A 25356-nucleotide genomic window follows, 5' to 3' on the forward strand; every position below is an offset into this window, starting at 1 on the left:
CGACTTGCATGTGTTAAGCAGACCGCCAGCGTTCATCCTGAGCCAGGATCAAACTCTCCGTGTTGTTGAGTTCTTTTGGCTAACATCAAGCTATTTCCACTCAGCCATCAAGGCTGGTTTTTTTCCCTTGACTTTTTTCTTGTTGTTTGCGATATTGAGTATCAGCGATGCTTTTACTCTCAATCTTGATTTTTTTGACGAGGTTAATAGTGCTTTAAGCTTTCAAACTATTCTTTTTTCTAGGTTCAGTTTTTTACCTTCCGGTTGTGGTTCAGTGAACCGCTTCCCTTCTGGCGCTTTATTAATATACTTATTTGGCAAGGGGTTGTCAAGCGTTTTGTGAAAATATTTTTGAGTTTTTTTTGAACCTATACATACCAAGGGTTTCGGCTCTTATGGCCTGCTCCGCTATCCCCTGGCTGACTCCTCTTTTCGGGAAGGAGTCTTTTTTTGGGCCAAAATACGGCTTTTGGGTGGACTATTTCCCGCCCATGGGTAGAAGAACTCAGTGGTTCAATATGATGGGGCTTACTGGGACTAGAGCTAAGGCAAGGTAAGAGTGTAAGGTGTGAGGCTGCATCATGGGGTTAGAATGACAGAAGCAGGCTGGTGCATGAGTCATATATATTAAGTGGTGTGTGCATTTATGGAACTTTACTGAGCGACGTTTAGGTCTTAGATTGAGCCGATCGCCCTTAACAATTCCTCTGATTCAAAATCCAGAAGTTGACACGACACGGTACTCTAACCCTGATCAAACTCCCAGGAATCGATCGCCCGCAAATACACTCTCCTGAATTACACCCTTAAACTCCTTCAGTTACCGCAGTTATCAGCCTTTGATAAGCGAGCGCGAGTTGGTATCCTCAACATCTACATCTAAAAAGTGCAAGTGACTCTCTTCCTCAGTATTGACAGCAATCACCAAACCTCTATTCCCCCAAGGAGCTATCGCCCGGGGTGAGGCAGGGCTGCTAAAACTTCCTACTTGAATCCCTTGACTGTTTACCACTTCTATCTGCCCCCCAACATCTGCCAACACCCATCCCCAATTAGCGACACAAGCAGACACGGGCAAAGTTTCAAGAGGAATTCGCGCTACCTTGAACGGCCACAATTTCATCAACAGCACCGCCGCTTTACCACCTTGAGGAATTCCCAGCAAAGTATAAGGCTCAGGTGTCAACAGCATCTGTCCCACGCTGGCCGACAACCGCACAGAACCCACCGGCGTGCCGCGGCGAGTGTAAACTCTAAAAATAGTTTGGGGATTTTTTGGTTCGTTGTCGGGCCAAACTGCTAAAACATGTCGCCGATCCAAAAAAATTAATTCTGGTAAATAGTGTTCTGGTAACGGCACAGTAGCGATCAGCTTCAGGGCTTTTTCGCGATCACCCGCACTGCTGTTTCCCGCTAAAGAATAAAAACGCAGTTCGCCGGGAACCGCTACTGTCAACCAGTTGCCATGAGAGTCTACAGCAGCTTTTAAAGGATCTGGACCTTGCCTCCAACCCATATCCAGCAAACATTGAGGCTCCCAAGAGTGCTCATTGAGCCAGTAAAGTTTTTGCGGAGTGAGAACGCAACAGCCGTTGGAAACAGGTAAAATGCCGCGCACGATTTCCGGCATTAATGAAATAGAAATAGACATTTCTCCTGTAAATAGCTGTTTTCCCGGCTGAGACAAAACCTTCACCTCTGTACCTACAGCAGCATAGAGATACGTTTCAGTGGCAATTAAAGCGGTCAACGGTGCAGGAAGTATCAGTGGCTTTGGCTGCGAAAGCGAATAGCGCACAGTCCGAAGTAAATTAATAGCCGACTGTGATGCTTTTTCCTCTTCAACTTCCAGCAAAGAGTCACTTTCCGACTTCAGACTTTTATCACCACTGGTTGTGGGATTTTCCCAGGGAATAATGCAGTCGCCCAATTGTCTGACAGCGGGGTCGTACATGATCAGTCGCAGAGCTTGAGCCATTTGCGAAGCACTGGCAAAGCGGCGGGCTGGCAGCTTTTCTAAAGATTTTTTGACTATTGCTTGCAAAGGTTCGGGGATGGCGTCGGGAAATTGCAAGCGTTGATTCAGGTGCGCCCACCTCAAGTCTCCGGGGGTTCCCCCAAAAGGGCGGTAGCCCATTAGCAATTCAAATAGCAGAATTCCTACTGCATATATATCTGACATCGGGGAAAAAAGACCGTAAAACCGCTCAGGGGCCATGTAAGCGGGGGAACCTACGGTAGCGTCGGGAGAAAGTTCTTGGTGGAGGCGAGTGGTACCAATTTCTGGCAGCCGACGCGCGATGCCAAAGTCAGAAAGCCGGGGCGACCAACCTTTTGCTCCTAAAGTGAGGAGGATATTTTCGGGTTTGATGTCGCAGTGAACTACGCCTCGGCGGTGGGCGTAGTCTAAGCCGGCTAAAACTTCCATGACTAGCTGTAAACCTTCGAGCAGACGCAAGGGGCGCTCTTGTTTGAGCAGGTTGCGGAGGGTTCCTCCCTCGCAGTAGTCCATCACCAAGTACCTGCCTGTAGCTGTGTGTTCTAGAGCTCGGCAGGTAACAATATTGGGGTGCTGCAAGGTGATCAGAAACCACAGCTCTCGCAAGAATTCGCTAGTTGGGGCTTTCTGATGACTAAGTTCTTTGAGAGCAACCAGTTGGCTGGTGAGGCGGGAGTCCTGGGCGGGAGCTTCTCGAACGCTGGCACAAAAGACTCGACCAAATTGTCCTTGTCCGACTAGCCCTAAAATGCGGTACTTAGAATGTTGCATCGGTCTAATTATAGAAAAAGCTTGAGCTAGTATTAAAATATGTAAATAATTCTGACAAAAATTCAAATTTTTGAATCGCTCGCCAGGTACAGCCTATGTTATCTCAGGTTCATTCTCAGCCTCCTTGAGAGCGATCGCACAGTCGCACTTATTAAAATCCTTGAGTTTCGGGACTATAAATCTTGCCGGATTCGGGTGTCAGATCGGGAACTACCTGTGGCTGCTATTTTAGTCGATCGCGACTATTACAGTTTTTTCAATGCCATGCAGAAAGTATCTAAGGTTTTAGCTTTTCAAGGCTAAGCTGGGGAATCGGGGCGAGGGTACAGTGATATGACCAAAACAGAAGTGCGGTTATGCCCTAGGGGTTAGAGAGCCAGAAGCCGATGCTGTCGTCAAGGCATCTTAACCTTTTTGAGTGTTAGCCAAATTTTTTTGCGCTTTAAATAAGTTGATCGTAACTTGCTAAATACTGAACTTGACAGGAGCAAACATCAATATGGTTAAAATTATTAAACTAGATCCAATTGCGGAGGAAATAGCAGTCGAAACCCGATCAAATATCCTGTCTGCCTTACTTTCCAAAGACTTAGACGTTCTCAAGGAATGCGGGGGACGGGGAATGTGCGCTACCTGCCATGTTTACATTAAAGAAGGCATGGAAGGCTTGTCGGACATGAACCGCCGCGAGAGAAGGACGTTGGAAGTCATTACTACGGCTAGAGCCAATTCGCGACTTGCTTGTCAGGCTCAAATTATGGGCGAGGGTGTGGTTGTACAGTTGCCTGCGGGGATGTACATTAATGCTATTGAAAATGTCGAAGCTCTGATAGGCCGCCGGGCCCAGCAAGATTTATTACACCCAATTACGGGTCAAGTAGTTGTAGAATCGGGAAAGTTAATTACTCGTTCTATCGTTACACAGCTTAATGAAACGCGCTTTCAAGTAGGACAGTATTTAGTTCGGACTAAAGAAGCTTAAAACTGATATCTTTGTATTTTAGTAGTAGAGAAAAATCTATGTTGAGCCAACTTGCGCGTTTGAGCACGGAAACAGACGGACGCTACGCCAGTGCAGAAGAACTCCAATTTTTGAAAGACTACTTTCAGTCTTTGAATCACCGGATGAGTGCTTATAAAAAAATTCAAGCCTCTGAAACAGACATTATGCGGCAAGTGGAAGCACAAATGCTGTCTCTAGACCCTAGTTTATTTCGGCGCGGGGCTAACGATATGACTGAAAAGTGCCGTGGAGATATTGTGCGGGTGTTGAGGCATTCAGCGGCAGCACTGTTGATTAATGATACTGAACGGTTGCGCGATCGGCTACTACTTTGGTTGCAAACTATTTTAGGCGCTGTTCAAGTTAGAAATAGTGCGACCGTGACCTACGATGTGATGAAAAAGGTTCTAAAACAATATCTCACGGTAGAAGAAAGGAACCTATTTTTTCCGATTCTGGACATCAACCGCACTTTACTCGGCAAATAATCAAGGGGATTGAGAAGTTAACGCCGATAAACTGTGCCGTTAGGAAGAGTGGCTCCTATCAAATTCGCTCCTGTTAAATCCGCCTCAGTGAGAATGGCTCCCCGGAGGTTGGCTCCTGTCAAGTCAGCTTTCTGCAAGTTGGCTTTACTCAGGTTAGCTTTGCTCAAGTTAATTTCATGCAGGCAAGAATTAGAAAGGTCGGCATTGAGCAGGTAGGCTAAACTCAAGTTTGCTTTGCTGAGGTTAGCCCCGCTCAAGTTAGCTTCCATCAGATAAGCACCGCTCAAGTTGGCTTCGTTCAACAATGCCTCTGCCATATTAATTCCAGTTAAAAGTTTGCGGCTCAAGTCTACACCGCTGAGGTCTGCCCCGCTGAGGTTAATACCACTTAAGTGGCTGCCATTCAAAGTAATGTTTCTCAGATAGGTTTTGCTGAGGTCTGCTTTGCACAAATTGGCTCTATCCAAGCAAGCTTCGCTAAGGTCTGATCCGATCAAGCAGGCGCCATTTAAATAGGCTTGAGTGAGGTTAGCTCGTCTGAGATTAGCTTTCAACAGGTTGGCTTTGCTGAGGTTAGCACGGGTTAAGTTGGCTCCGGCTAGGTTGGCTTTGGATAATTCGGCTCCGGTGAGCTGTGCTTCGGTCAAGTCTGCCTCTTTCAGACTCGCTAGACTTAAGTAAGCATCTTTGAAGTTGGCCCCGTTGAGATTGGCTTTAATCAGATAGGCTTTACTGAGATTTGCCTCAGTGAGAACGGCTTTTGTGAGGTTAGCGGCGCTCATATCTGCACCTATGAGATTAGCATTGGGAAGAATTGCTCCGGTCAGGTTTGCCCAATTCAGATGAGATCCGGCTAGGTTGGCGCCGGTGAGATTGGCTTCGAGGAGATTGGCTCCACTCAGACTGGCTGCCATGAGGTTGGCGCCGGTGAGATTGGCTCCGCTGAGGTCAGCTTTGCTGAGATTGGCTCGGCTCAGATGGGCTTTGGTGAGGTCGGCCCCGCTGAGGTTAGCACCGATTAAGTAGGGTCGTTGCTGGTGTTGGTTGAGGTTTGCCAAAATAAGAGTTGGGGCATCGCTGGAACGGTATAAATCGATCGGACTCAACACAATGCCGCGCAGATTTGCCAGTCTAAAATCTCTTTCGCCGGCTGCATATCGAGTTAGAAGTTCATTGGCGTCCATTAAGTTCTAGCAAAATGTTTGAGGTTTTGATTGCTTTTAAATTTTATGAATTTCTAGAGTAAGTTATGAATTTTCTAGCTGCTAGTTATAATCAGATTTTATTTAAATTGCTAAAACCTGATTTTTTAACTTAGGAGCTTTTTTATAATTTAACTCACAGTTTTGATGAGACGGGGGATAATATGGCTAAAAAAAAATGATTTGACAGCTATTAACAAAGTAATAGCTGTCAAACAAGTCAATTTTTCTGGAAAAGTTGACTGAGAATAGCTTCATGGTCTTTTCCTTCTTCGACCATAGAATCTGCAGGTAGGAGGCGATCGCGCAGCCCTAAAATAAAGCGGTTGCAGTCCGAACCCAATGATTCGCAGGATGTTTGCAGGCAGTGAAGTTCTCGACCCGTAAGCTGACTAAAGAACGAACTTAAAATACCTGCTTCTAAAAAACAGGCTGGTCGCTTAGACTTGGGAGCTGTTTTAGCAAAAAGAGAGTTAGCAATTTTTACTATTAAAAATCCATGTTCGGAATAGCTGGGGTCAAACTCAAATGTTCCCCATCCATGAGTTTTCCAACACTGCTGTAAGGACTGAAGAAATTCTACCATTTCCATTTCAGAAACTGGCTGACCGTAGTATTCGCTGACTTCTTCGCAAAAACGCACGTAGAAGTTTTTACCCCACCAGCGACCGCAGTTGAAAAGTACGAGGCGGGAGGCTTGACCTGTTTCTTGTTCTAAGCCGATATAAATGGCTTGAATCAGTGTTTCTGGGAGTGCTAAGAGCCGATCACCCCGGCGGTTTTCGAGGAGGCCGAGTTCGAGGTCGCCTCGGACGTAGGCATCGCTGGCAAAGTAGTTCCCAGGGAGTCGGGGCTGTTTGAGTAAGTCGGCAATATTAATCATCGGGAATTGGGAATTGGGAATCGGGAATTGGAAATTGGAAATAAAGCGGATTATTTATTATTTTGGTCAATAATAATTGACTGTGCTTGGTCAAAAAATGGTTGCAATATAGCCCGGGCTTGCTCGGAAAGCAATTCTTTTAAACGAGTTTGCAGCAGATTGCAAACAGTTGCTTCGATTTTTTGAGTTTGGTGGGCTGCGACTATGCCGGAAAGCCAGTCTACAAGGCGCTGTTCGAGAAAATTTCGATCGTTCAGCAGCATAGCCATAGCGCAGTACCGCAAGACTAACACCCAGTGTTTGAGCGATCGTTCTAAGGTTTCTTGTTTTTCGTCGGGGAACGTTTCTTGTAGCTTGTTGGCTACTGGTTGGAAGATGCTTGCTTCCTTCTCTCGTAAAAATTCGTAAATTTTTAAGCGCTGGACAAGGGTTACAGCTTGACGCTTAAAAGCTATGAGTTCTTCGCCTTTTAAAAAGCGGTTTTCGGCCTGATCCAGCAGCGCCTCAATCTCAGGGTGCATGATTTTAATTAAGTGGTAATCGGTAATTGATAAAAGGAAGGAAGTTCGGCAACGAGCAAGGTACGGAATTTAACGGATTTAACTAATGGATTTTGAAGGATGAGGAAAGAGGGGTGAGGGAAAAGGGATGAGGGATGGCCCTATTTTTCATTTTTTATTGCCTACACAGATTAAAACAGGTCGAATAGGTCATCAATGGTGACTTCGGCTTGTTCAGAAATAGAAATTACTGGCAAGGGTGGCGGTAGGGGTAGGGCACCTACTTCCGGAATTCCTTCCCAAGAAATAGCTTGAAAAAAGTCTGCTACTGGCTGGGTTAAACTCAGAAGTTGACCGGGGGTCGAGCCATTTGGGGTTTCTAAAGATTTTCCCAGCCAATTATAGTGACCAAAGAATTCTTGGACAGATTGGTCCAACCATGAAGTTTGACTTTTCATCTTTCTTCCTGCCTGGAGAAATCCACCATCGCACTTTCGATCGCGAAATTGGTGGGAGGAAAGGCAGGGCAGGGGATGTGCCTTTCCAGGTTGTTTACCGCAATATTTCACCGTGTTGCAGTCGATTTTGAATATCGCGGGCGTTGGCACCTTCGTTGAGCCAGAATGCTGCTGCATCAATTTTATCTGGGTTGCCAAGCAGGAACTTGCAATAGGTTTCTCCCATTGAGTAACATTGGAGTTCTATGCAGCTCAGAGGCTTTTTGACTAAAGAGCCGAAGAAACCGGCGAACAAACCGGCGTATAGGTGGCAAACCGGTTTGCCTACGTCTCCCAATGTGCGAGCAACTGCTGAGTCAAAGAGGTTGATGAAGATGCAGCCGTGTTTGCGATCGCTCATGTCCACTTCCCAGCGACCCCAACCTTGAGCCGTGAAAGGCCACCACCAAGTTTCTAGCAGAAACATGAGATTTGACTGGCGAATGTTCTGGCTGTATTCGGCACTAAACCATTTTTGAAAAAATTCGGAATCTTGGAGTCCCCACTGGCAACCAATAGTATACATGATGACAGAGGACGCGGGGCCGACTTCTTCTTCGAGTCCCTCCACTAAACCGATAATGAAGTCTTCGCTGGTAAAAATGTTACGCGACTCATTCCAGTCGTCAATTGTACCCATCTGGCGATCGAAGGCAAAAAAATCCTGAAACCTATAGTGGCTGTGAGTTTTAGGATGATTTTTCTTCAGTAGCGATTCGCTGTGGGGGGAGATTTCTTTTTTGGCGGTAGAGACCATTGGCGGGTTATTCCTTTTTGGTGTAGTTTGGTGAAAATTAGAGTCAAATAGAGTGGCCTGTGTATCCAATTTAACTTTATTTTTCTAAAGGCAGGCACAGGGTATAATTTTTCACTGCAATATAAAAATTAAAGATTTTAAGATGGTAAATTAGGGGGCTTGTTGGGAGTTCTGCCTTCGGACAACTGCTCTGTGAGTGGTGACGAAAGTGGGTATAACCTTAAACGGCTATGTGTTATCGTTTTGTGCAAGCTGTCCACTATATATATAGGGCATATGGGGATGAAAAATCACGCTTGTATTGCAATAGGCATCAATCAATATCAGTTACTCCAGCCTTTGAGTTATGCCCAAGAGGATGCAGAGGCCCTGTACGGTTTTTTGACTGAGGAGGCGGGTTTTGCGCCGGATGGATGTCTGCTGATGACCGATAGCTCGCCGTCGCTGTGGGGTCAATCTACATATCCAAATCGGGAAAATATTCTGAGATTGACCCAAAGCCTCTGCGCGGAACACGTGCAACAAGGAGATTTACTCTGGTGTTTTTTTAGCGGCTACGGTGTCAGCTATGAAGGTAAGGATTATTTGATGCCTGTTGACGGCAATCCGGCTGACATTCAGGGTACGGGGATTCCGGTAGAGTTGCTGTTGAATACTCTGAAAAACGCTCCTACGGAAACGGTATTGGTGCTGGTTGATATGAACCGCAGCCAGATTGTGAAAGCGGGGGAAACCATCGGCTCTCAAACGGTCGAGCTGGCACGGGAACTGGAAATCCCAACGGTGCTTTCTTGCCGCCCGAATCAAGTTTCGCGGGAAACTTCGGCTTTGCGTCAGGGGTTTTTTACGACGGCGCTTTTGGAGGGGCTGCGATCGGGACAGTGCACGACCATTAAGGGTTTAGACCGTTTTTTGAGCGATCGACTGCCGGAGCTGTGTGACCACCATTTGCGTCCGAAACAAGAACCTTTGATGGTGGTGAATCCTCCGGGAAAGGCTAATTTGGTGATTTTGCCGGATGCTTCAGGGGTACCAACTGCTGCGTTGGCCGGACGCAACGGCAATATGACGGTTGGTACGGCTGATGGGTTCGATCGCCCGCAAATGGCGACGGCTACGGCTCGGATGGATCTGCCTCCGGCAGTTCGCAACGCTCAGGATTTGCCTGTTGAGAAGCCGCCTGTGTCGCAGCCAAATGCTGTGGCCGCTGCTGATGGGGGGGGCGATCGACCGAACTTGCAAAAGCCGGAGGATGAGCATAACGGGGGGTCGGATAAGTCATTTTTGCAGCAGCTAGTTTTATGGAGTTCAGCTACGGCTTTGGTGCTGCTGTTGGGTGTTTTTGTGACGAACAAATCAATTTTTATTGGTCAGCAGGAAGGAGATCCTCGATCACCTGCTGAAAATGCCCAAAACTCTGGATCTCAAAAATTTACTGGTATTGGGGGGTCGCAGAACCAACCGCGGGCGGTGCAAGCAGGGACTGGAACCAAGCAGCCACCATCCAGCCAGCAGGTGTGGGCTGAGGCGAAAACTTTCCTCAAGGATGGTTCGGCTTCTAGTTTTAATAAAGCAGTGGTTAAGGCTCGAACGATTCCGCCGAGCGATCCGCTCTTCCCGCAGGCTCAGCAGGATATTGAGCGCTGGAGTTTGACAATTTTGGATATAGCTAACGGGCGGGCTGCTCGGGGCGATTTCCAGGGGGCGATCGGGGCGGCTAAATTGATGCCTGATGTCAATCAGCCTGTTTACAATCAGTCGAAACAGGCGATCGCTCAGTGGGAGGAGCTATCCAAAGACCAGGATGTAAATGCTGCTTTGCTATCGGCTGCTAAGGGTCAAATTAAGCGGGGGGTTGCCTCTTCTTACAGTAAAGGCATCCAGCAAGCTAATAAAATTGAACCCGGTCAGCCGAAGTATGAAGAAGCTCAACAGTTAATTGGACAGTGGAGCGAAAGTATTCTCAAAATTGCTCAGTTGCGCGGCTCTCAAGGAAAGCTGAAAGAGGCAGTTGAAGCTGCTTCGCTGGTGCCGTCGGGTACTAAGAGTTATCAGCCTGCTCAGAAGGAGATCGCCAATTGGAAAACTAAGCTGCAACGCCCGAAAAAAGGTTGATTTAGTTGATAATTTCTCGGTTTCCCACCGAGAAATTATCTTAGCGACTGACCAACATCGGTCGTGAGCTTGATCGATACCTCTTGATACTGCAAAAAGAGACCTACATATCGATAATTTCAAACCAATAATTTTATTCACCATTTCCCCTCCCAGCTTCTGCGGGAGGGGATTTTATATGTTGCCTGGTCGGTTTGTTTTGTAGAGTGAAATATCTCGTATGAGCTGGTTAATGGGGGTTGCATAATAGCGGGAGGATTTTAATCTTTTTTGTGATGAGCCCATGAGTCCGAAGGCGTGTATTTTCAAAGCAGGCGGGACGCCTAACCCTATTCCCCACAATGCCTCAAATTGTGCAACCCCTGTTAATTAATATTTTAAATTCACGTCCAAAGTTCCCTAAATCGGCACGAACACCGTCAAAAATGAGTTTTTTTTTAACAATAAATGTGGTCTAATTTAGGTTAAAAAAAACAAATTTTCTAAGTTAGATAAGTTTAAAACCAATTAAAAAAGTTAATTTTTGTATTTTATTTTGTAGGTTTTTCAGCTTAATTTATAGTTAAATTCAACTTAAGTAACAAGCAAATTTGGCTATAGTGAATTCCTATATAAGGCAAATGACCAAGGCAAAATCGCCTTAAAAATAGGGTATGCATAGTTAATGTTTTTATCTCTCTTTGTGGGCTATTAGGAGCGATCGAGGGCTCGAAGACTGTTTAAACTTGTGCTGTTTTAAAATTATTAGCAGGTATCCATCTGTTATGAATTATACAAAATTAGCCGTTACTGGCAATTCTCGCGGAGGAGCGATCGCCCCCAAGGAATTCAGGAAACAGATGCACCGCCACACAGCACAAAATATCTGGATTTTCAAGCTGCGAGTCTTCGTTTGCCCGGAGCTCACAAAGCTGCCTTAATTAACACAAATAAGGGCTTTGCAAAAAAAGCCAAAAAATATTTCCTTGAGAAACAAGAATACAAACTTGGTCGCTTATTGTAGCCCCGGTAACAACACGTATGCCTGAAGTTATAGTTCACAGCTAAGTCTACGAGACGATCTAAATCAATAGGGTGAGGTGGCGGTGTCCGGGTGTTAAGAGGGGCGATCGAAGAGGAATGTTCCCGGAGCGATCGCTTCTCAATCGGGGAGTGTAAAACCTAGGAAGGCAAGGCGTTGGAGACAATCCTGAACTTTTTGAGTTCAGAAAAGTAGCGTTAGCACTAAACTCTGCCGTATTGTGGAAATCGAGCCAAATTTGTAACAGTTCTTAACTATAAATAATTCTGCCAAAACTGCTAGCATAGTGACACTTTTGTTAGCAAAAACAGATAAAGTAAATAAAGTTGGCTAGCTCTAGACGCGCCGATCCCCATCCTGGGGATGTTGAATCAATTTGATTCATACCAAGTGGTTTTAGAGTTACAATCGGAAGCAAAGCATCGCTATTTAACTGAGTTCTTTACTTACTTTTACTTTCAGCTATGAACGTGGATTTTATCAAAGCCCAAGTCAGGTTGCTACAGGGTGCAAGTTCATCGGAGCGAGAAACCCTTATGAAAAACATCGGCGTCTGTGCTGGCGTGATCCGACCGGGAGAGTACGTGACTCCGCAACGGAAGCACGCCATCACTCTCTGGCTGCAAACAAATGCGGTTCGCCTCCGGCTTCCCCAACTTCCTCTGGACTTATCGGGCCAAAAGCCTTAACAGGGAAGTAATCAAGACGTAGCGACAGAATCAAAGAAATTAGTCAATCTTACCTAAAAGTGCGTTTTTCTTGAGCTGTACAGGATCAATGAAACACGATTAAGATTGAAAAAATGTTTGTAGGGAAAGTTGGGCTCGAAAACACGCCTGTGGACAAGAAGCGGCCGACCGCTTTGGTAGAAGCAGGAAGTGAACGTCAAACCTGCTCTAAAAGTAGATTTGAGTAAGTTTCACAGAAGGGATTATTCTGCACAACTATAACCTGGGTTATTTGCTTTTAGATTTGAGATTCACCATTTAGCTGGTACTGGATAAATTTGCTATTTGTGGATCGCCTGAAAAACTATCCTATTCAATAGGTATAACTAATTACAGGGGCAGTCATTGAACTGCCCTTACTTTTGAACCCCGACGAGAAACTGCTGCAAGTTACAATAAACGCATCTACTTGCAGATAGAGTTTAGGTGAACTCTCATGTAAGCAGCAGCGGCTCTATATTATCTGGTATGTTCGAGAGAAGGGGAGAGGGAGAGAGGATTTGACGAGCTTTAATAGGGAATTAATATCATCAAACAGAACGAGTTATAGCAACCCTTGCAGGAGTCGTACAAAGATGTAGGGATAGGGCCTTTCTTTGCCTACCCCTGCCTCATGGGGGCAACCACGGGGGGTTTGCCCCTACAAGAATTACACAAAGGATTTAGGATGGCTATATTACAATTCACTTGCTTTCTAATATATTTTTCTACAAAAATACTGTGAGCAAAAAACAAAAATTTCCTTATTTAGTTGGTTCCCGATGGACTTCACACCAAAAAACTTGGGGGTGGCGACACTTTCAAGTCGTTAACCGAAAAAACGAAGGTAAATGGGTATTTGCAGAAATGGTGGCGGCTTGCGATCCAAATGTACGTTTTTGGCTGAACGCCGCACAGCTCAAAGACCGATCGCTCTGGCAAGCTGGATGGCAGTCTACGCAAGAATTAGAGGAACTAGAAACAGCAGACTAAAAGACAGGGCTGTGGGGTAAAGTGAGGGGAACTTCCGCCGCCTGCTGCTATCGTTCCGATCCAAACCAATACGGAGTGAGACTTTCCCGGTTTTGAAAAATCTTTTACATAACTAAAAGTGCTGGAAACCCTTATGTGGCAGCGTTTTTGCTTAAGTAAGTCCGTGGGAAAAATCCTAAGTATGTAACAAAACATTAAGTACGGCGATCCGAACTCAATTTAATGCGTTTTGTAGGGTAGTGTACTTTTTTTCTCTACTAAAGCGATAAGTTAAATTGACTAAGGTCGATCGTCCCATATTTCCAACGGCACAGGGCGCAACCTTCCCGCTACTTCTACACTCGGCCAATTCGGATCAAAAGTCAAATTTTCCAACGTTCCATCGCTGTGAAGTACAAACGTATCCTCAATTTTTGCTCCCGACAAACTCGGATTCCAAGCCACAGCCATATTTTCTCCCAAAATATCTGAAGTAGCCGGATTCGCCACAATTTCGCGCGCCAAATATCCGGTAGTTCCGCCTTGATGGTGTTCCGCAATTGCTTGAGGATATCCGTGCTCTTCGTAAGCAGTTTTAAGCGTATCATAAACCGAATTCAGCGTTACTCCCGGCCGACACAAATTTAGCGCCGCTGCTTCAATTTCTCTGACTTGTCGGTGCAACTCTGAATGCTTTTCCCCAAGAAAATCGAAACAGACAAATCTGGTTAAATTTGCATACAAACCCCATCCCCTAGCGCAAAATACTAACATTGCTTGTCGTCCAATTTGTTCGGCGGTTGCTGTGGCGTGGCGGTACAGTGGCAAACGCCTTTCTCCAGCAACTAATGTCAGGGCTGGATGCAAACCTCTCGCCCACAAAGCCTCTGCACCGGCTCCGGCTAGCTGATATTCTGTCCATGTTGGTTTGGCTGCGGAAAGTACCTCTGTCATCGCTTCGCTCGCTAAACGCCCGACTCGCCGGTATCGCTCTAATTCGCTGGACATCATTGTCTGTTTGCGAGACTGTAAAGATGCGATTATTGGTGTTTCTTGGGCATTTGGCCGATCGCTCATGACGTTACCGCCACCAGTAATTTCTTTGACAAAAGCTTCGCGCTGTGCGACATCTGCCCAAGGATAGATGTGCATTTGAAAGTTGGCTGGCAATTCTTCATCTTGCAAGCGTTGAGCTTCGATTTCATCGGTGAGAACCCAAGCTGTTTCGGCGGTAATTAAAAGTTCTGCAACTCCTGTTTCTGCGGTTAGCAATACTGTATGGGAACCGCCCGCTGTGGCCCAGGCAAACCAGTCTGTACCGCGCAAGCGAAGGGCGATCGCTTTTGTGTCGGTTAAGGCTTTGCGGATGAATTCGAGTTTGCTTTCAACTTCTGGGTTAAATGAGTTTATCATTAGCTTTATTGCATATAAATTGTATTTTTTGGGCGGGCGGGACGCCCACCCACAATAATTGCATCAAACTTTACTTGAAAATATAAATGGGTTTCAGCTTATATTGACAGATACGGCTTGCAATTCTTTAGCTTTTTCTTCGGGTAAAGCGTCGTTGGCAAACATTCCGGCGGCGAGTTCGGTTCCTGCGAGGTATTTTAGCCGATCGCTCGATCGATAGGGCGGATAAAATTGGGCGTGCAAATGCGCTTCTGGATGGGGTTTCCCGTCTGTGGGTCCTTGAAACCAAGCCATCAAATAAGGGAACGGGCGATGCCACAAGCCGTCGTATTTGAGGGTGACTGTTTTTAAGGCCTTAGCGAGTGATTGCCGCTGTTTTTCCGTCAAATCGATAAATGTAGCAGCGGGGGCGATCGGGGCAATCCACACTTCGTAAGGGTAGCGAGCACAAGCGGGGACAAAGGCGATCGCCTCTTCGTCTAAATAAATAATTCGCTGGTTGTCGGAAATCTCTTTTTGAATCAAATCTTGCAGCAAACCGCTACTGTTTTTTTGATAGTAAACCGATTGACATTCTAACATCCGTGCCGGCACGGGTGGCACGAACGGATAAGCGTAAATTTGACCGTGGGGATGGTGCAAAGTTACTCCGACTTCAACGCCGCGATTTTCAAAGGGCAAGACGTATTCAATTTCAGGATTGCTACCGATAACTGAAGTGCGATCGGCCCATACTTCTAACAGCAATTCCAAGTGAGATAACTCCAAAGCGCCCAAGGAAGCCAGCGGATCTTGAGTGAAAACAACGACTTCGCAAATGCCTTTTGCGGGCAAAGTTTCGACAATATTTGCAGGTGCATTTTTTGCTTGCAAAGTCATCGAGGGAAAGCGGTTGTCAAACACTGCTACATCGTAATCTCCCGGCGGCAATTCTGTCGGAAACTTAGGGTTAATTGTAGCTGCCAGCGGGTTGTATTCGGGCGGCGGCATGAAAGTTCTTCCCTGACGGTGGCTGGCGTATGCTACCCATTCCCCCCGCAAAGGATGCCAGCGAAAGTGGGGGTTTGCCTCTACGGGTTCATTGCTGGGACTTACGGCCGCGATACCTTCTGGGATTGGATAGCGGCTGTACAGTGTGAGTGGGCGGCCGTCTGGTTTTAGCAATTTTTGGGCGTACATTTTTTGTAGGGGCGGGCGATCGCGTTTAATATATGTTAGGAGTATAACTTCGTGCTTTGAGAATCCGCCCCTACCTAAAGTCGCAAATTATGTTAAAAACTTGAGTTGGCAGTACCAACGTCAGCCTACCGTCTGCTATTGTAGAACGGGCCGGAGAGCTCGGATCTGGATTAAATTTAAATGCGTAGCAGCTTACGATCGCAATTCCCAATTACCCACTATATTTATCGATCGACCATTTGATCGAGCTTTTCCTTAACCAACAAATCTAACAAGGAGCGCAACACAAACAAGCTACCGAATCCCGAAACCGCAAAAGCTGCGATCGCCCCCGTTTGATATCCGCCCACTAGCAGCACTGCACCCGACAAAAACACAAAACCAGTCAAACAAGCGAAAATTAGAGTTTTCAGGGCTAAGTTAATGCGTTTCAAGGCTCTTTCGCTCTCTAGATTCCGCACTCTAATTTGCATTTCGCCTTCTTCAATTCGCTGCTCCAAACGGTTGAGAAAAACTTGCGATTTGCTTGGCTGTCGTAACTTATATGTAATAAAACTCCGTGCTTGCCTTGCCAATTCTCCGATCGCATTTCCCCGCCCCTTGCTCACTGCAATACTCTTGACAAAAGGCTGAGCGGATGCTAGAAAATTGTAATCAGGGTCGAGAGTTCTAGCTATGCCGTCGAGAGTCGTCACGGACTTGACAATAAACATCATTTCTGCAGGCAAGCGAAACGGTTGCTGCTCGAACATGATGTAAAGTTCGTTCTTAATTTCATTAAAAGCTTGAAAGTCGATCGGCTTATCAATAAACTTATCCAACAGAAAAGCAATTAACCTGCGTACTGGCATCATATCCGGCATCGGCTCAACCAAGCCGATCGAAATTAAAGTATTGAGTACCTCGTCAGTATCCTTTCTCATCACAGCAAAAAAAGTCTTGACCATTTGGTCTTTAGCCAGAGACTTCACCTCAGCCATCATCCCAAAATCGTAAAAAATCAAGCTACCATCTTCTGTCACCGCCAAATTTCCGGGATGCGGGTCAGCTTGAAAAAAACCGTCAATTAACAACTGTTTTAAATAACAGCAAATTCCGAGTTGATTGAGCTTCACAATATCCACTCCTATCGCCTCTAAACTAATGCGGTCGTCCACCTTAATGCCGGGTGCGTATTCTAGAGTCAGCACTTTTTTAGTCGTGTATTGCCAGTAGACTTTCGGGACAATAACTTGAGGATATTCTCGAAAATTATGGCTAAAGCGATCGGAATTTTTACCTTCTTGCACGTAGTCAATTTCTTGATATAAAATCTTAAAAAACTCGTGATAAATAGATTCCAGGTCATATTTGCGCGTCCCAGGCAAATAGCGATCGCAAAAACGCATCACTTGGCGCACCGCCTTCACATCCAAATCAAATAAACTTTCCAAACCCGGACGCTGCACCTTTACAATCACATCTTCCCCGGTGTGCAGCCTTGCTTTGTGCACCTGTCCCAGACTCGCAGCAGCCAGAGGCGACGGGTCAAAATCGCGGTACAAAGCATAAATATCCTTGCCTAACTCTGATTCTACAAGAGCGATCGCCTCTTCGGAACTAAACTGAGGAACCCGATCCTGTAACTGTTCGAGTTCCTTCACATACTCCAGCGGCAGCAAATCCGCACGAGTCGATAGAGACTGACCGATCTTAATAAAAGTCGGGCCTAAATTCAGCAAAGTATTGACCAACCAATGAGCGCGAATTCTTCTAGTATGAGGCGAATTATTTTGCAGCAGTGCGTCCCACCACAAAAAAAACATAAACTTTCCCGCCGCTGCAAAAATGTCTATTTGCCGTGCCAGTGGCGAATATTTAGAACGTTGCCAACGCAGGGTTTTAGGTGCAGCTTTTGTGAGCATAATATTGGCGATCGAATTCCATGCACCGTGACAATTTTTAGGGACAATCCAAGACGCAGAAACCGGCTTGTACAAAAAGACGGATTGCAGGCCTTTGAAACAGTTAAAAAACTCAGTTTCTTTGGTCTATACTGCGTAATATCATCTCCGACTATACAATTATAATTAAGTTCCTAGTAAGTAATGCAAGTCCTGATTAATTCATAAATATAGGACAGTCGCACTCACTACAAACACGCGCTAATTACGGGCCAATAACCAGACATAATATAAGTTCTGGGGAAAATCAGCAATTGAGAACCGGCAATTTAGACGGCAACCAGACAAACAATTCAAAACAGAGGACTTGGTAGTGTTTACGACATTTCCCAATTTCTCTCTTCTGGCAAGTCTTCTAGTTTCGCCTGTTCGCGGCCAATTCCCAGCAGGTTCTCAACCGAACTATTCTTCTACATTACAGAGTTCCGCTGCAAATTGCGGCAGAGTCAAAGTAAAAGATGTGCGCCACAAATTGTCAGATTCTGAACTTTCTGTCGGACAGCTAGATACATCAATAGTACCATTCAAGTGCTGCACTAAACACTTTACCAGAGCCAGACCCAAACCCGTACCGGCGATAGCTTGGTCAGTAATGCCAGTGCCACGGCGGAACTTGTCAAAGATGTGGGGCAAATCAGCCGCAGAAATGCCGCGCCCGACATTAGAAATGGTCAGGACAATATAGCCGGCTGCCTCAGACGCCTCCAAAACTACCGCCGTTGCAGAAGCAGAGTATTTTCCAGCATTCGTCAGCAGCTCCAGCAGTACCCGATTGAGAATGTCCGGGTCAGTTTCCCAGCAAGGGGTCAACTTAGGCAAATCCACCTTAAGAGTCAATTGCTTATCCGCCCACTGTTTTTCAAAATCCCTAACTAAATCTTGAAATAAACGGTTGAGATCGATTTTGATTAGAGAAATCGGGACTTGTTGAGGCTCAAACTGCTTGAGGGCCAGCAAATCGTTAACCAGAGCAGTTTCCTTAGAACACTGCTGTTCTAGAATTTCGAGATACTTAGTCCGACTCGCTGACGGCAGTTCAGCTTGTTTGAGCATCAGAATCGCCAGTTTCATGATTGTTAAAGGGGTACGCAACTCGTGACTCAGAGTGCTGAGAAACTCGTCTTTAACCAGCTTCAATTTCCGCATTTGCTCTAGCTGATTGGCAGATTGTTCGTACAGTTTCCCCTGCACGTCGAGACTTTGCTGCAACTGAGAGGTTCTGTCTAAAACTACGGTTTGCAATTCCTTAAGCGTTTGAGTTTGGATAATCATCTTGCTCACTTGAGCGCTGACTGATTCGAGAACTTCTAATTCTTCCGGGTTCCAAGTGCGCGGCTTCGAGTGCTGCAAAACCAAGAAACCCAAAACTGTTTCCTGGCAGCTACCGCCCGTGAAGGGAACCAGCAGCAAGCCGCGAATGCCTTGGAGTTTCAAAATTTCTGTGGCTGCTTCTTGTTCTTTGCCGATTAATGCGCCTGCGTCAGCGAGGGCTAGGGGTTTAGGTGCGCTGTGGAATGCTTGGTGGCACAAATTAGATTCTGACAGCCAAAAAGCTGGAGAGTTATTTGGTTTTGAGTTGGGGATATTGGATTTAGAATTAGCAGTTTTATCCTTGTTTTTTGTTTTGGATGATGAGCTTTTTTTGCCGATCGCGCTTTGTGCTATTGGCTGTTTGTTTGGCTCTTTTTTTACAACTGATTCACAAACTAATTCGACTTTCGCTTTGGGAGTTTTATTGGGGGAGCGAGTTGTAAATAGAGGATCTGTATATTTCAATAGCAGGATTTGGCCTATATCTACTTCCAGAATATCGACGGTATTTTCAATAACTTGCTGCAATATTCGATCGACTTCTGAATTTGTGTGGATCGAGGCAGCAACTGACCTGAGTAGATTTTTGTATTTAGCTTGTCGCTGTAACTGTTCGTTTAAGCTGGCAATTTCTTGAGTTTTTTGAAGGTGAGAAATCGCGCTGCCGATCGCGTCTGATGCTGCTTCAAGGCGCTGCCGATCGGCTACCGACCACTCGTGAGGTTGCGACTTACCAACAATCATCATGCCATTTACAGCCCCTCCAAATCGCGCAGGCCCTGCCAAAATTGCCCGAAAAGGCAGCGGTGTCACAGGGGAATTGGGCGAGGAAGCTGCCGGAATATCAAGAGAGTCGGATATCGCCACTATCTCGCCGTCTGCTAGCACGTTTGCCCAAGCGGGGTGTTCGAGTGATCTGCTAGGCAGTTTTAATCCTGTAGTTTGGGGGTGTTCTGGTTTTTCAGTGGAATCCGCAACACCGGCAACAGAGGGGAGATTGCTCCTATTTTGCCAGTAAGCATTCGGATGTACTACTTTCTGGTCAACCACAGCAGTAACCACACAGAAATCTGCCCCCCATGCAACCCCCAAAGTATTGGCTATTTGCATCAGCAGGATTTCTCGATCAAAGCTGGTCGCGAGAATTTGGGAAATTTGTGGCCCGATAAGGGCAGGATCGACCTGGAACTGCATAAGACGATCCAGAAATTTTGGGACTGAGACTGGTTCTGCGATTTGGGGTAAATGCAAAGTGCAAGACTCTGACGGCGATCGGTCGATCAAACTAAAGTCTTGATTTCCCTGGCGATCGATCATGGCAACCAAGCCTTTATTCTAAGATGTTTGAGCCGGCTCCCGCTGCCAATCTAGAACCTATCCATAACTGTCGGCTTGACCGTTATGAGCCTGCTTTCTGTGTTTGTGCAGCTGATCGGCGGGTCGCTCGATATGTAAAAATATACCCAGATCAGACCGAGTTCTATTTTCCTGTTTTTTAGCCTTGGATCTGTAAGGGATGAACTTTACCATCCTTTACCGAATGATTATCAATCGCATTCCCGCTAATTTTGACGGTTATTAGTAGTATGAAGCTTTTCTAGAGACCGCTTAGTGACACCCCTCTTCTTACTGTGTGATGTTTCCTATTTAAGTTTGTGATCCTAACAAATTTTTATTGTGATACAAATCCGCCGATCGAATAATGCCGATCGCAAAAATTCAAAATCCCCAAATTATCACTCATAACATAGCTAAGAGTTTTCGAGTTTTTGCTCAAAAACTCATTTTTCACAACACCTAGAGCAGCGCGGCGAACTCTAGGGTTAAATTTATCAGACTTACCTCCTTACTTATTTTGTGCTTCCTGTTGGGCTTTATCGCTATTTTGGCGGTAAAGTGCCGTCCGGTTCTGAGCCATTGTATAGCGGGGATGCTTGGAAGGCACGGCGGCCATCAAATCGGAAGCTTGCTGCCACTTAGCAGCTACGACTAACCAATCCTGGCGAGATTGAGCGGTTTTGCCTTGGGTGGCTGCTTGTTCGGCTACTCGCACTGCTTTGGCAAAAGAGTCAACTGCAGAATTAACAGTCTCCTTAGAAATTTTCAAAGCAGGTTTTGCCTCCGAGGAAGGGGCACTGGCAACTGCTTGGGAACTGGCTTGTGTGCTGTTTGGCACTTGGGAATTAAGTCCTTTGTGGATGGCGGCCACTGCTGCAAGCAACAGCACGGTCAAGCTGATGCCGCCGACGATACCGCGCTGAAATTGCTGCGGTTGCTGCATCGATCGAGGTATAGCCATTCTCGGCAAAGCCCGCTTGCCGGAGAAAGCTTGGCGTTCGTGATGGGCGGTGGCTAAACGCTTGAACAAATTCGGCTTTCGGAGTTTAATTTCTTGAGACCACAACAGTTGATTATCCGGATCGCGACTAATTTCTTCCAGCCACAGCAGTTGGTGTTCTCGAACAAGCCGGCTGTTGATGTTAACTCGGCGAATATTGCGGGGCGAAATGCGTTCCAAAATGTCTCGGACTCGATCGACCAAACTAGACTCTTCGAGGAGTTGGGGGGTTGCAGCTTCGCACAGCAGTTGCAGCACCCCGTCTGCAAACACAGCTCGGGCCCTGACCCCTATCTGTGCCAGTTCGTCATTAAGGATTTGAATAATCGATGCAACCGAGCCCTCGCGAGCTTGTCGAGCAATGTCATCTATTGGATTTGCCATAAAACTATCTTGACGCTTAGCAATCTGTTAATTGTTAACCCAAAGTCTCGGATCTAATTTTTACTCATACAGGTTATCACTGACACTGCCAGGTTAAAATAAACAGATGCAAATCTTGCATACCGATCCACTTAAAATTATCACCACAGCATCGAGCGAGGCTAACAGGAAATAAACTATGGGTAAAGTAATTAGCGGTCAAATTTTTGTTGTAGACGACAACATCGATACAGATCAAATTATCCCTGCCGAATACCTGACCCTGGTTCCCTCGAAGCCGGATGAGTACGAGAAACTAGGCAGTTACGCGATGATTGGGTTGCCCGATCGCTACGGTAAGTTTATCGAATCCGGTGAACAGAAAACCCGGTATCCGATTATAATAGCGGGCGAAAATTTTGGCTGCGGTTCTTCGCGGGAGCACGCTCCGATCGCTCTGGGGGCCGCCGGCGTCACAGCAGTGGTGGCTTTGTCTTACGCACGCATTTTCTTTCGCAATTGCTCGGCTACTGGCGAATTGTACCCGATCGAATCAGTCGAGCGGCTCTGCGACTTGTTTGTAACGGGGCAAGAAGTGACGATCGATTTTACAGCAGAGGTAATTGTCAACCACACTCTCGATCGAACTTTCTCGCTCAAACCTTTAGGAGAAGTAGGCCCGGTAATAGATGCCGGAGGGTTGTTTGACTACGCGCGCCAAACGGGGATGATTGCTGCTCGCTCTTAACAGTTAAACCCCCTGCAATGTAGGGTGCACGGCCGGGCGCACCTTACGAGTATCTCCCTGCTCAAACCCATGCAATGTAGGGTGGGTGCCAATTTTATCAAATCGAGTCAATAAAATTTAACAAAATACGTTGGTGAGCAATCCCAAAAGGTCGCACATCTCCTGACTGCTCAGAAAAGCATTTGCCGGCCCGAATCTGATCGGGTGTCAACAACTTCATATCCCAACCTTCAAGCAAAACTAAATCCTTGACATCCGCACTAAGTTGTCCGTGAAAAACGTGGCGAACCACATCTTTTTCGACATCGGAACAGAAAAAAGAAATACTTGGAGGAGCATAGCCAATTTCCTCTGATAATTCCCGCACTAGAGCAACTTCCGGCGTTTCCCCCGGTTCCAAGTGTCCGCCAAACAAAGCCCACTGTCCGGGATACCTGATGTGAGGAATATCGTCTCGCAACTGACAGAGAAACTTGCCGTCTTGGTACAAAATCGCGATCGCAACGTGAAGTTTAGTCATAAAAAAGTTCGGTCACAAGCAATGTATGGGATTTGACGGATTTAACCGCTGGATATTGAGTATAGAAGGAAAAGGAAAGAAGTTATCGAGGAAAAAGAGGAGAATGTGGTGTAGTAGGGGCAGGTTTACCCTAATCTGTAATATAAACAAAAGAGCCGATAAACCCGCCCCGACTGCGATATTATCGTCTATAAAATTTCAACACAAATAAACATACCCACCTCGCTTGGGCGCAAGTACAAAATTTTGATTTTTATGAAATGGACGTACTTAATCCTTGAAACAAATTAGCATATTGGTATTTTTATTTATTTGCCGCTGGAGTGCGCTTTAGTTGTTCCATTTCCTCAACATAAACTTCACCTAAATCCTTTCCGGCCAATTCCTTCAGAGTAATACTCTTGTAGCGGACTTCTCCCTTCAGCAAGACTTCATCGCCAAGCTGGGGCAAAACTTGGTTAGTTAAAACCCAAATCGTACCCGTACCGTCTTGAAGTTGATAAGCCGCATTCCCCACAAACGGAGCGCGATTTTCTACCTTCCCCCGAAGATAAACTTCAGCATCCACTTGCCGCTTTTGTTGAACGTCGCCAATGCTAGCAACATTAAAACCAAGATTGAGTTGAGACATGGGTAAATTGCCGCAACTGAAGAAACCGCTGGCGAGGATTAGCGACACAGAGCTGGTGCAGAATCTTTGAACCCAAACTTGCTTAATTGCAGTAGTCATTGGTCAACTGATTTGAGATTTGAGATACGACTTACTTTAACAGAATCCTAAGAATCGATCGCAAGTAAGAAATTTCTCTAGTGTAATGCTTGGCGGGGATTAAGCTAAAATCTAAAGTCGTCAGCCCCTAACCCAGAGTCTACAATGGATGCCAAAACTGCTCAAATACTAGATGGCAAAGCTTTAGCGACAAAGATTCAAACCGAGCTGAGCGATCGAGTCCGCGCCCTACAACCCCAAAAGGGCCGTCCTCCCGGACTTGCGGTGCTGATGGTGGGCGACAACCCAGCTAGCGCAGCCTATGTTCGCAATAAAGAGCGAGCCTGCGCTAAGGTTGGCATAGCTTCCTTCGGCCAGCATTACCCCGCAAACACAACTCAAGCCGAACTAGAACTTGCAATTCGTGCACTCAACGAGGACGATCGAGTTGATGGCATTTTAGTTCAATTACCGCTACCAGAGCACTTAGATGCAATTTCCCTGCTGTATCAAATTGCTCCCCATAAAGATGCTGACGGACTTCACCCTGTAAATTTAGGCCGTCTCGTGCGTGGGGAGGAAGGTTTGCGGAGTTGTACTCCCGCCGGAGTGATGCGGTTATTGCAAGAATACCAGATTGATTTGAAAGGAAAAAACGCCGTTGTTTTGGGCCGCAGTATTTTGGTAGGTAAACCGATGGCGCTGATGCTATTAGAAGCCGATTGTACTGTTACTGTAGCTCATTCGCGATCGCAAAACCTAGAATCGATTACCAATCAAGCCGATATTTTAATAGCTGCAGTCGGCCGCACAGAAATGATTACAGCTAATATGGTCAAACCAGGATCAGTAGTAATTGATGTCGGTATTAACCGCGTTGTCAATTCAGACGGTACGAGTCGTTTGGCCGGAGATGTTGATTTTAATGGTGTTAAAACAGTAGCCGAATTTATCACGCCGGTGCCGGGAGGAATCGGGCCGATGACTGTTGCTATGCTTTTGGAAAATACCGTTTTGAGTTATATGGAATACGATTCTAATTGAATTGGGGCCAACTTGTAAGCCAGTATTGGCTCAAGTAGGGTTAGTAATCTACCAACACACAAAGATTTTAGCTATGGCTTTAAAACCCGATCCATCAGAGACATTGCGCTTAATTGGCGACAACACCTCGGAATTCATTCAACTTTCTCCTGAAGCTCTAACCAACTTCTCTTTAGGAGCTTGGGCGCTCGATGGCGACGATACAGTAGATGGCTCAGAGGCTAGCGAGTTAATCCTGGGAAATGAAGGAGAAGATGTTCTCAGAGGTTTTGTAGGCAACGATTCAGTATTTGGGGGAAAAGGAAAAGATGGCCTGTATGGACATGAGGGGAATGACTGCCTCAGTGGTGGTCTAGATGCTGATTTGATTTATGGAAGAGCAGGCGATGATATTTTATTTGGGGGTAGAGGCAATGATCTGTTAGACGGTCAAGAGGGGAATACAGCACTTCCGGATGTTATGAGGTACAGTAGCAGCAATTAGTAAACCAGTTTTTGAGATGTTTCGGATTAATTAAGTCAAGAGCCACAGCAATTATGGTATCAACCATTTTAGTGGTCGTTGGCGAAAACTTTCGCAATAAAGATTTGAGTTGCGACCACCATAATTCAATTGGATTAAAATCAGGAGAGTATGGGGACAAACACAAGATAGAAGCACCCACCGCTTCAATCATAGGCTTAATTGAATCTACTGTATGCGCTGGTAAGTTATCAATTCACGTCTACTGCTCCCGACCACAATTGTGGCACTAAACATTTCTCAATAAACACCTCAAATGCTTGGCTATCCATCCAGGGTAAGCTCATCTAATTTGGTATAATATGAACTTGACAAATCAAACAATATCAGCATAGGTAACCGGGTAAAAA

General features: G+C 45.9%; 23 protein-coding genes and 1 rRNA gene. 9 read left to right on the plus strand and 15 right to left on the minus strand.

What is annotated here, in order from left to right; translation table 11 throughout:
• Positions 1-64: ribosomal RNA gene (locus QUA25_RS26345) — 16S ribosomal RNA — on the minus strand; the annotation flags it as partial.
• 768 nt (positions 65-832) lie between these two features.
• Complete coding sequence (locus QUA25_RS26350; protein ID WP_333042378.1) at positions 833-2770, minus strand: serine/threonine-protein kinase; 1938 nt, start codon at positions 2768-2770, stop codon at positions 833-835.
• 499 nt (positions 2771-3269) lie between these two features.
• Between QUA25_RS26350 and QUA25_RS26355 the strand changes: the two genes are divergently transcribed.
• A complete protein-coding gene (locus tag QUA25_RS26355; RefSeq protein WP_333042379.1) occupies positions 3270-3752 on the plus strand; it encodes a 2Fe-2S iron-sulfur cluster-binding protein in 483 nt (160 codons plus the stop codon).
• Between the two features lie 38 nt (positions 3753-3790).
• Positions 3791-4261, plus strand: coding sequence for a phycobilisome protein (locus tag QUA25_RS26360; protein ID WP_333042380.1), 471 nt, complete (start codon positions 3791-3793; stop codon positions 4259-4261).
• A gap of 17 nt (positions 4262-4278) precedes the next feature.
• On the opposite strand, the gene QUA25_RS26365 is transcribed toward QUA25_RS26360, so the two are convergent.
• From QUA25_RS26365 to QUA25_RS26385, 5 genes are all read right to left on the minus strand, one after another.
• Positions 4279-5445 (minus strand): pentapeptide repeat-containing protein, encoded by a 1167-nt coding sequence (locus tag QUA25_RS26365; protein WP_333042381.1) that lies wholly within the window; start codon positions 5443-5445, stop codon positions 4279-4281.
• A gap of 238 nt (positions 5446-5683) precedes the next feature.
• A complete protein-coding gene (locus tag QUA25_RS26370; RefSeq protein WP_333042382.1) occupies positions 5684-6346 on the minus strand; it encodes a V4R domain-containing protein in 663 nt (220 codons plus the stop codon).
• 50 nt (positions 6347-6396) lie between these two features.
• Positions 6397-6867, minus strand: a complete 471-nt coding sequence (locus QUA25_RS26375; RefSeq protein WP_333042384.1) for a phycobilisome protein — start codon at positions 6865-6867, stop codon at positions 6397-6399.
• 170 nt (positions 6868-7037) lie between these two features.
• Positions 7038-7304: a hypothetical protein gene (locus QUA25_RS26380; protein ID WP_333042386.1), complete on the minus strand. Its 267-nt coding sequence runs from the start codon at positions 7302-7304 to the stop codon at positions 7038-7040.
• 94 nt (positions 7305-7398) lie between these two features.
• Positions 7399-8100, minus strand: coding sequence for a V4R domain-containing protein (locus QUA25_RS26385; protein ID WP_333042387.1), 702 nt, complete (start codon positions 8098-8100; stop codon positions 7399-7401).
• 282 nt (positions 8101-8382) lie between these two features.
• Between QUA25_RS26385 and QUA25_RS26390 the strand changes: the two genes are divergently transcribed.
• From QUA25_RS26390 to QUA25_RS26405, 4 genes are all read left to right on the plus strand, one after another.
• On the plus strand, positions 8383-10215 hold the full coding sequence (locus QUA25_RS26390; RefSeq protein ID WP_333042390.1) for a caspase family protein: 1833 nt from the start codon (positions 8383-8385) through the stop codon (positions 10213-10215).
• Between the two features lie 764 nt (positions 10216-10979).
• A complete protein-coding gene (locus tag QUA25_RS26395) occupies positions 10980-11135 on the plus strand; it encodes a hypothetical protein (RefSeq protein ID WP_333042391.1) in 156 nt (51 codons plus the stop codon).
• Positions 11136-11700: 565 nt separating this feature from the next.
• A complete protein-coding gene (locus QUA25_RS26400) occupies positions 11701-11925 on the plus strand; it encodes a hypothetical protein (protein WP_333042394.1) in 225 nt (74 codons plus the stop codon).
• Between the two features lie 759 nt (positions 11926-12684).
• Positions 12685-12936: a TIGR02450 family Trp-rich protein gene (locus QUA25_RS26405; protein WP_242725377.1), complete on the plus strand. Its 252-nt coding sequence runs from the start codon at positions 12685-12687 to the stop codon at positions 12934-12936.
• A 279-nt stretch (positions 12937-13215) separates the two neighbouring features.
• Here QUA25_RS26405 and QUA25_RS26410 read toward each other — a convergent pair whose 3' ends face one another.
• From QUA25_RS26410 to QUA25_RS26430, 5 genes are all read right to left on the minus strand, one after another.
• Positions 13216-14328, minus strand: a complete 1113-nt coding sequence (locus tag QUA25_RS26410) for a M24 family metallopeptidase (RefSeq protein WP_333042397.1) — start codon at positions 14326-14328, stop codon at positions 13216-13218.
• A 93-nt stretch (positions 14329-14421) separates the two neighbouring features.
• Positions 14422-15507, minus strand: coding sequence for a galactose-1-phosphate uridylyltransferase (gene galT, locus QUA25_RS26415; protein WP_333042398.1), 1086 nt, complete (start codon positions 15505-15507; stop codon positions 14422-14424).
• A 224-nt stretch (positions 15508-15731) separates the two neighbouring features.
• Positions 15732-17411: an AarF/ABC1/UbiB kinase family protein gene (locus QUA25_RS26420; RefSeq protein WP_333042413.1), complete on the minus strand. Its 1680-nt coding sequence runs from the start codon at positions 17409-17411 to the stop codon at positions 15732-15734.
• Positions 17412-17852: 441 nt separating this feature from the next.
• Positions 17853-20078, minus strand: coding sequence for an ATP-binding protein (locus QUA25_RS26425; protein WP_333042400.1), 2226 nt, complete (start codon positions 20076-20078; stop codon positions 17853-17855).
• A 529-nt stretch (positions 20079-20607) separates the two neighbouring features.
• Positions 20608-21483, minus strand: a complete 876-nt coding sequence (locus tag QUA25_RS26430) for a hypothetical protein (protein ID WP_333042402.1) — start codon at positions 21481-21483, stop codon at positions 20608-20610.
• 178 nt (positions 21484-21661) lie between these two features.
• Between QUA25_RS26430 and QUA25_RS26435 the strand changes: the two genes are divergently transcribed.
• A complete protein-coding gene (locus tag QUA25_RS26435) occupies positions 21662-22210 on the plus strand; it encodes a LeuD/DmdB family oxidoreductase small subunit (protein WP_333042404.1) in 549 nt (182 codons plus the stop codon).
• A gap of 97 nt (positions 22211-22307) precedes the next feature.
• Here the strand turns inward: QUA25_RS26435 and QUA25_RS26440 are convergent, their stop codons facing one another.
• Together QUA25_RS26440 and QUA25_RS26445 are read right to left on the minus strand one after the other, a co-directional pair.
• Positions 22308-22730, minus strand: a complete 423-nt coding sequence (locus QUA25_RS26440) for an NUDIX hydrolase (protein ID WP_333042406.1) — start codon at positions 22728-22730, stop codon at positions 22308-22310.
• A gap of 304 nt (positions 22731-23034) precedes the next feature.
• Positions 23035-23460 (minus strand): DNA-binding protein, encoded by a 426-nt coding sequence (locus QUA25_RS26445; protein ID WP_333042408.1) that lies wholly within the window; start codon positions 23458-23460, stop codon positions 23035-23037.
• A gap of 144 nt (positions 23461-23604) precedes the next feature.
• Between QUA25_RS26445 and folD the strand changes: the two genes are divergently transcribed.
• Together folD and QUA25_RS26455 are read left to right on the plus strand one after the other, a co-directional pair.
• Positions 23605-24483, plus strand: coding sequence for a bifunctional methylenetetrahydrofolate dehydrogenase/methenyltetrahydrofolate cyclohydrolase FolD (gene folD / locus QUA25_RS26450; RefSeq protein ID WP_333042409.1), 879 nt, complete (start codon positions 23605-23607; stop codon positions 24481-24483).
• A 73-nt stretch (positions 24484-24556) separates the two neighbouring features.
• Entirely contained in the window at positions 24557-24967 is a 411-nt protein-coding gene (locus QUA25_RS26455) for a hypothetical protein (RefSeq protein ID WP_333042411.1), read from the plus strand.
• Here QUA25_RS26455 and QUA25_RS29595 read toward each other — a convergent pair.
• On the minus strand, positions 24942-25202 hold the full coding sequence (locus tag QUA25_RS29595) for a transposase (RefSeq protein WP_445242221.1): 261 nt from the start codon (positions 25200-25202) through the stop codon (positions 24942-24944). The genes QUA25_RS26455 and QUA25_RS29595 overlap by 26 nt on opposite strands.
• Positions 25203-25356 lie beyond the last annotated feature (154 nt).

The organism is Microcoleus sp. Pol17C6, assembly GCF_036701145.1.
Taxonomy (GTDB): domain Bacteria; phylum Cyanobacteriota; class Cyanobacteriia; order Cyanobacteriales; family Microcoleaceae; genus Microcoleus.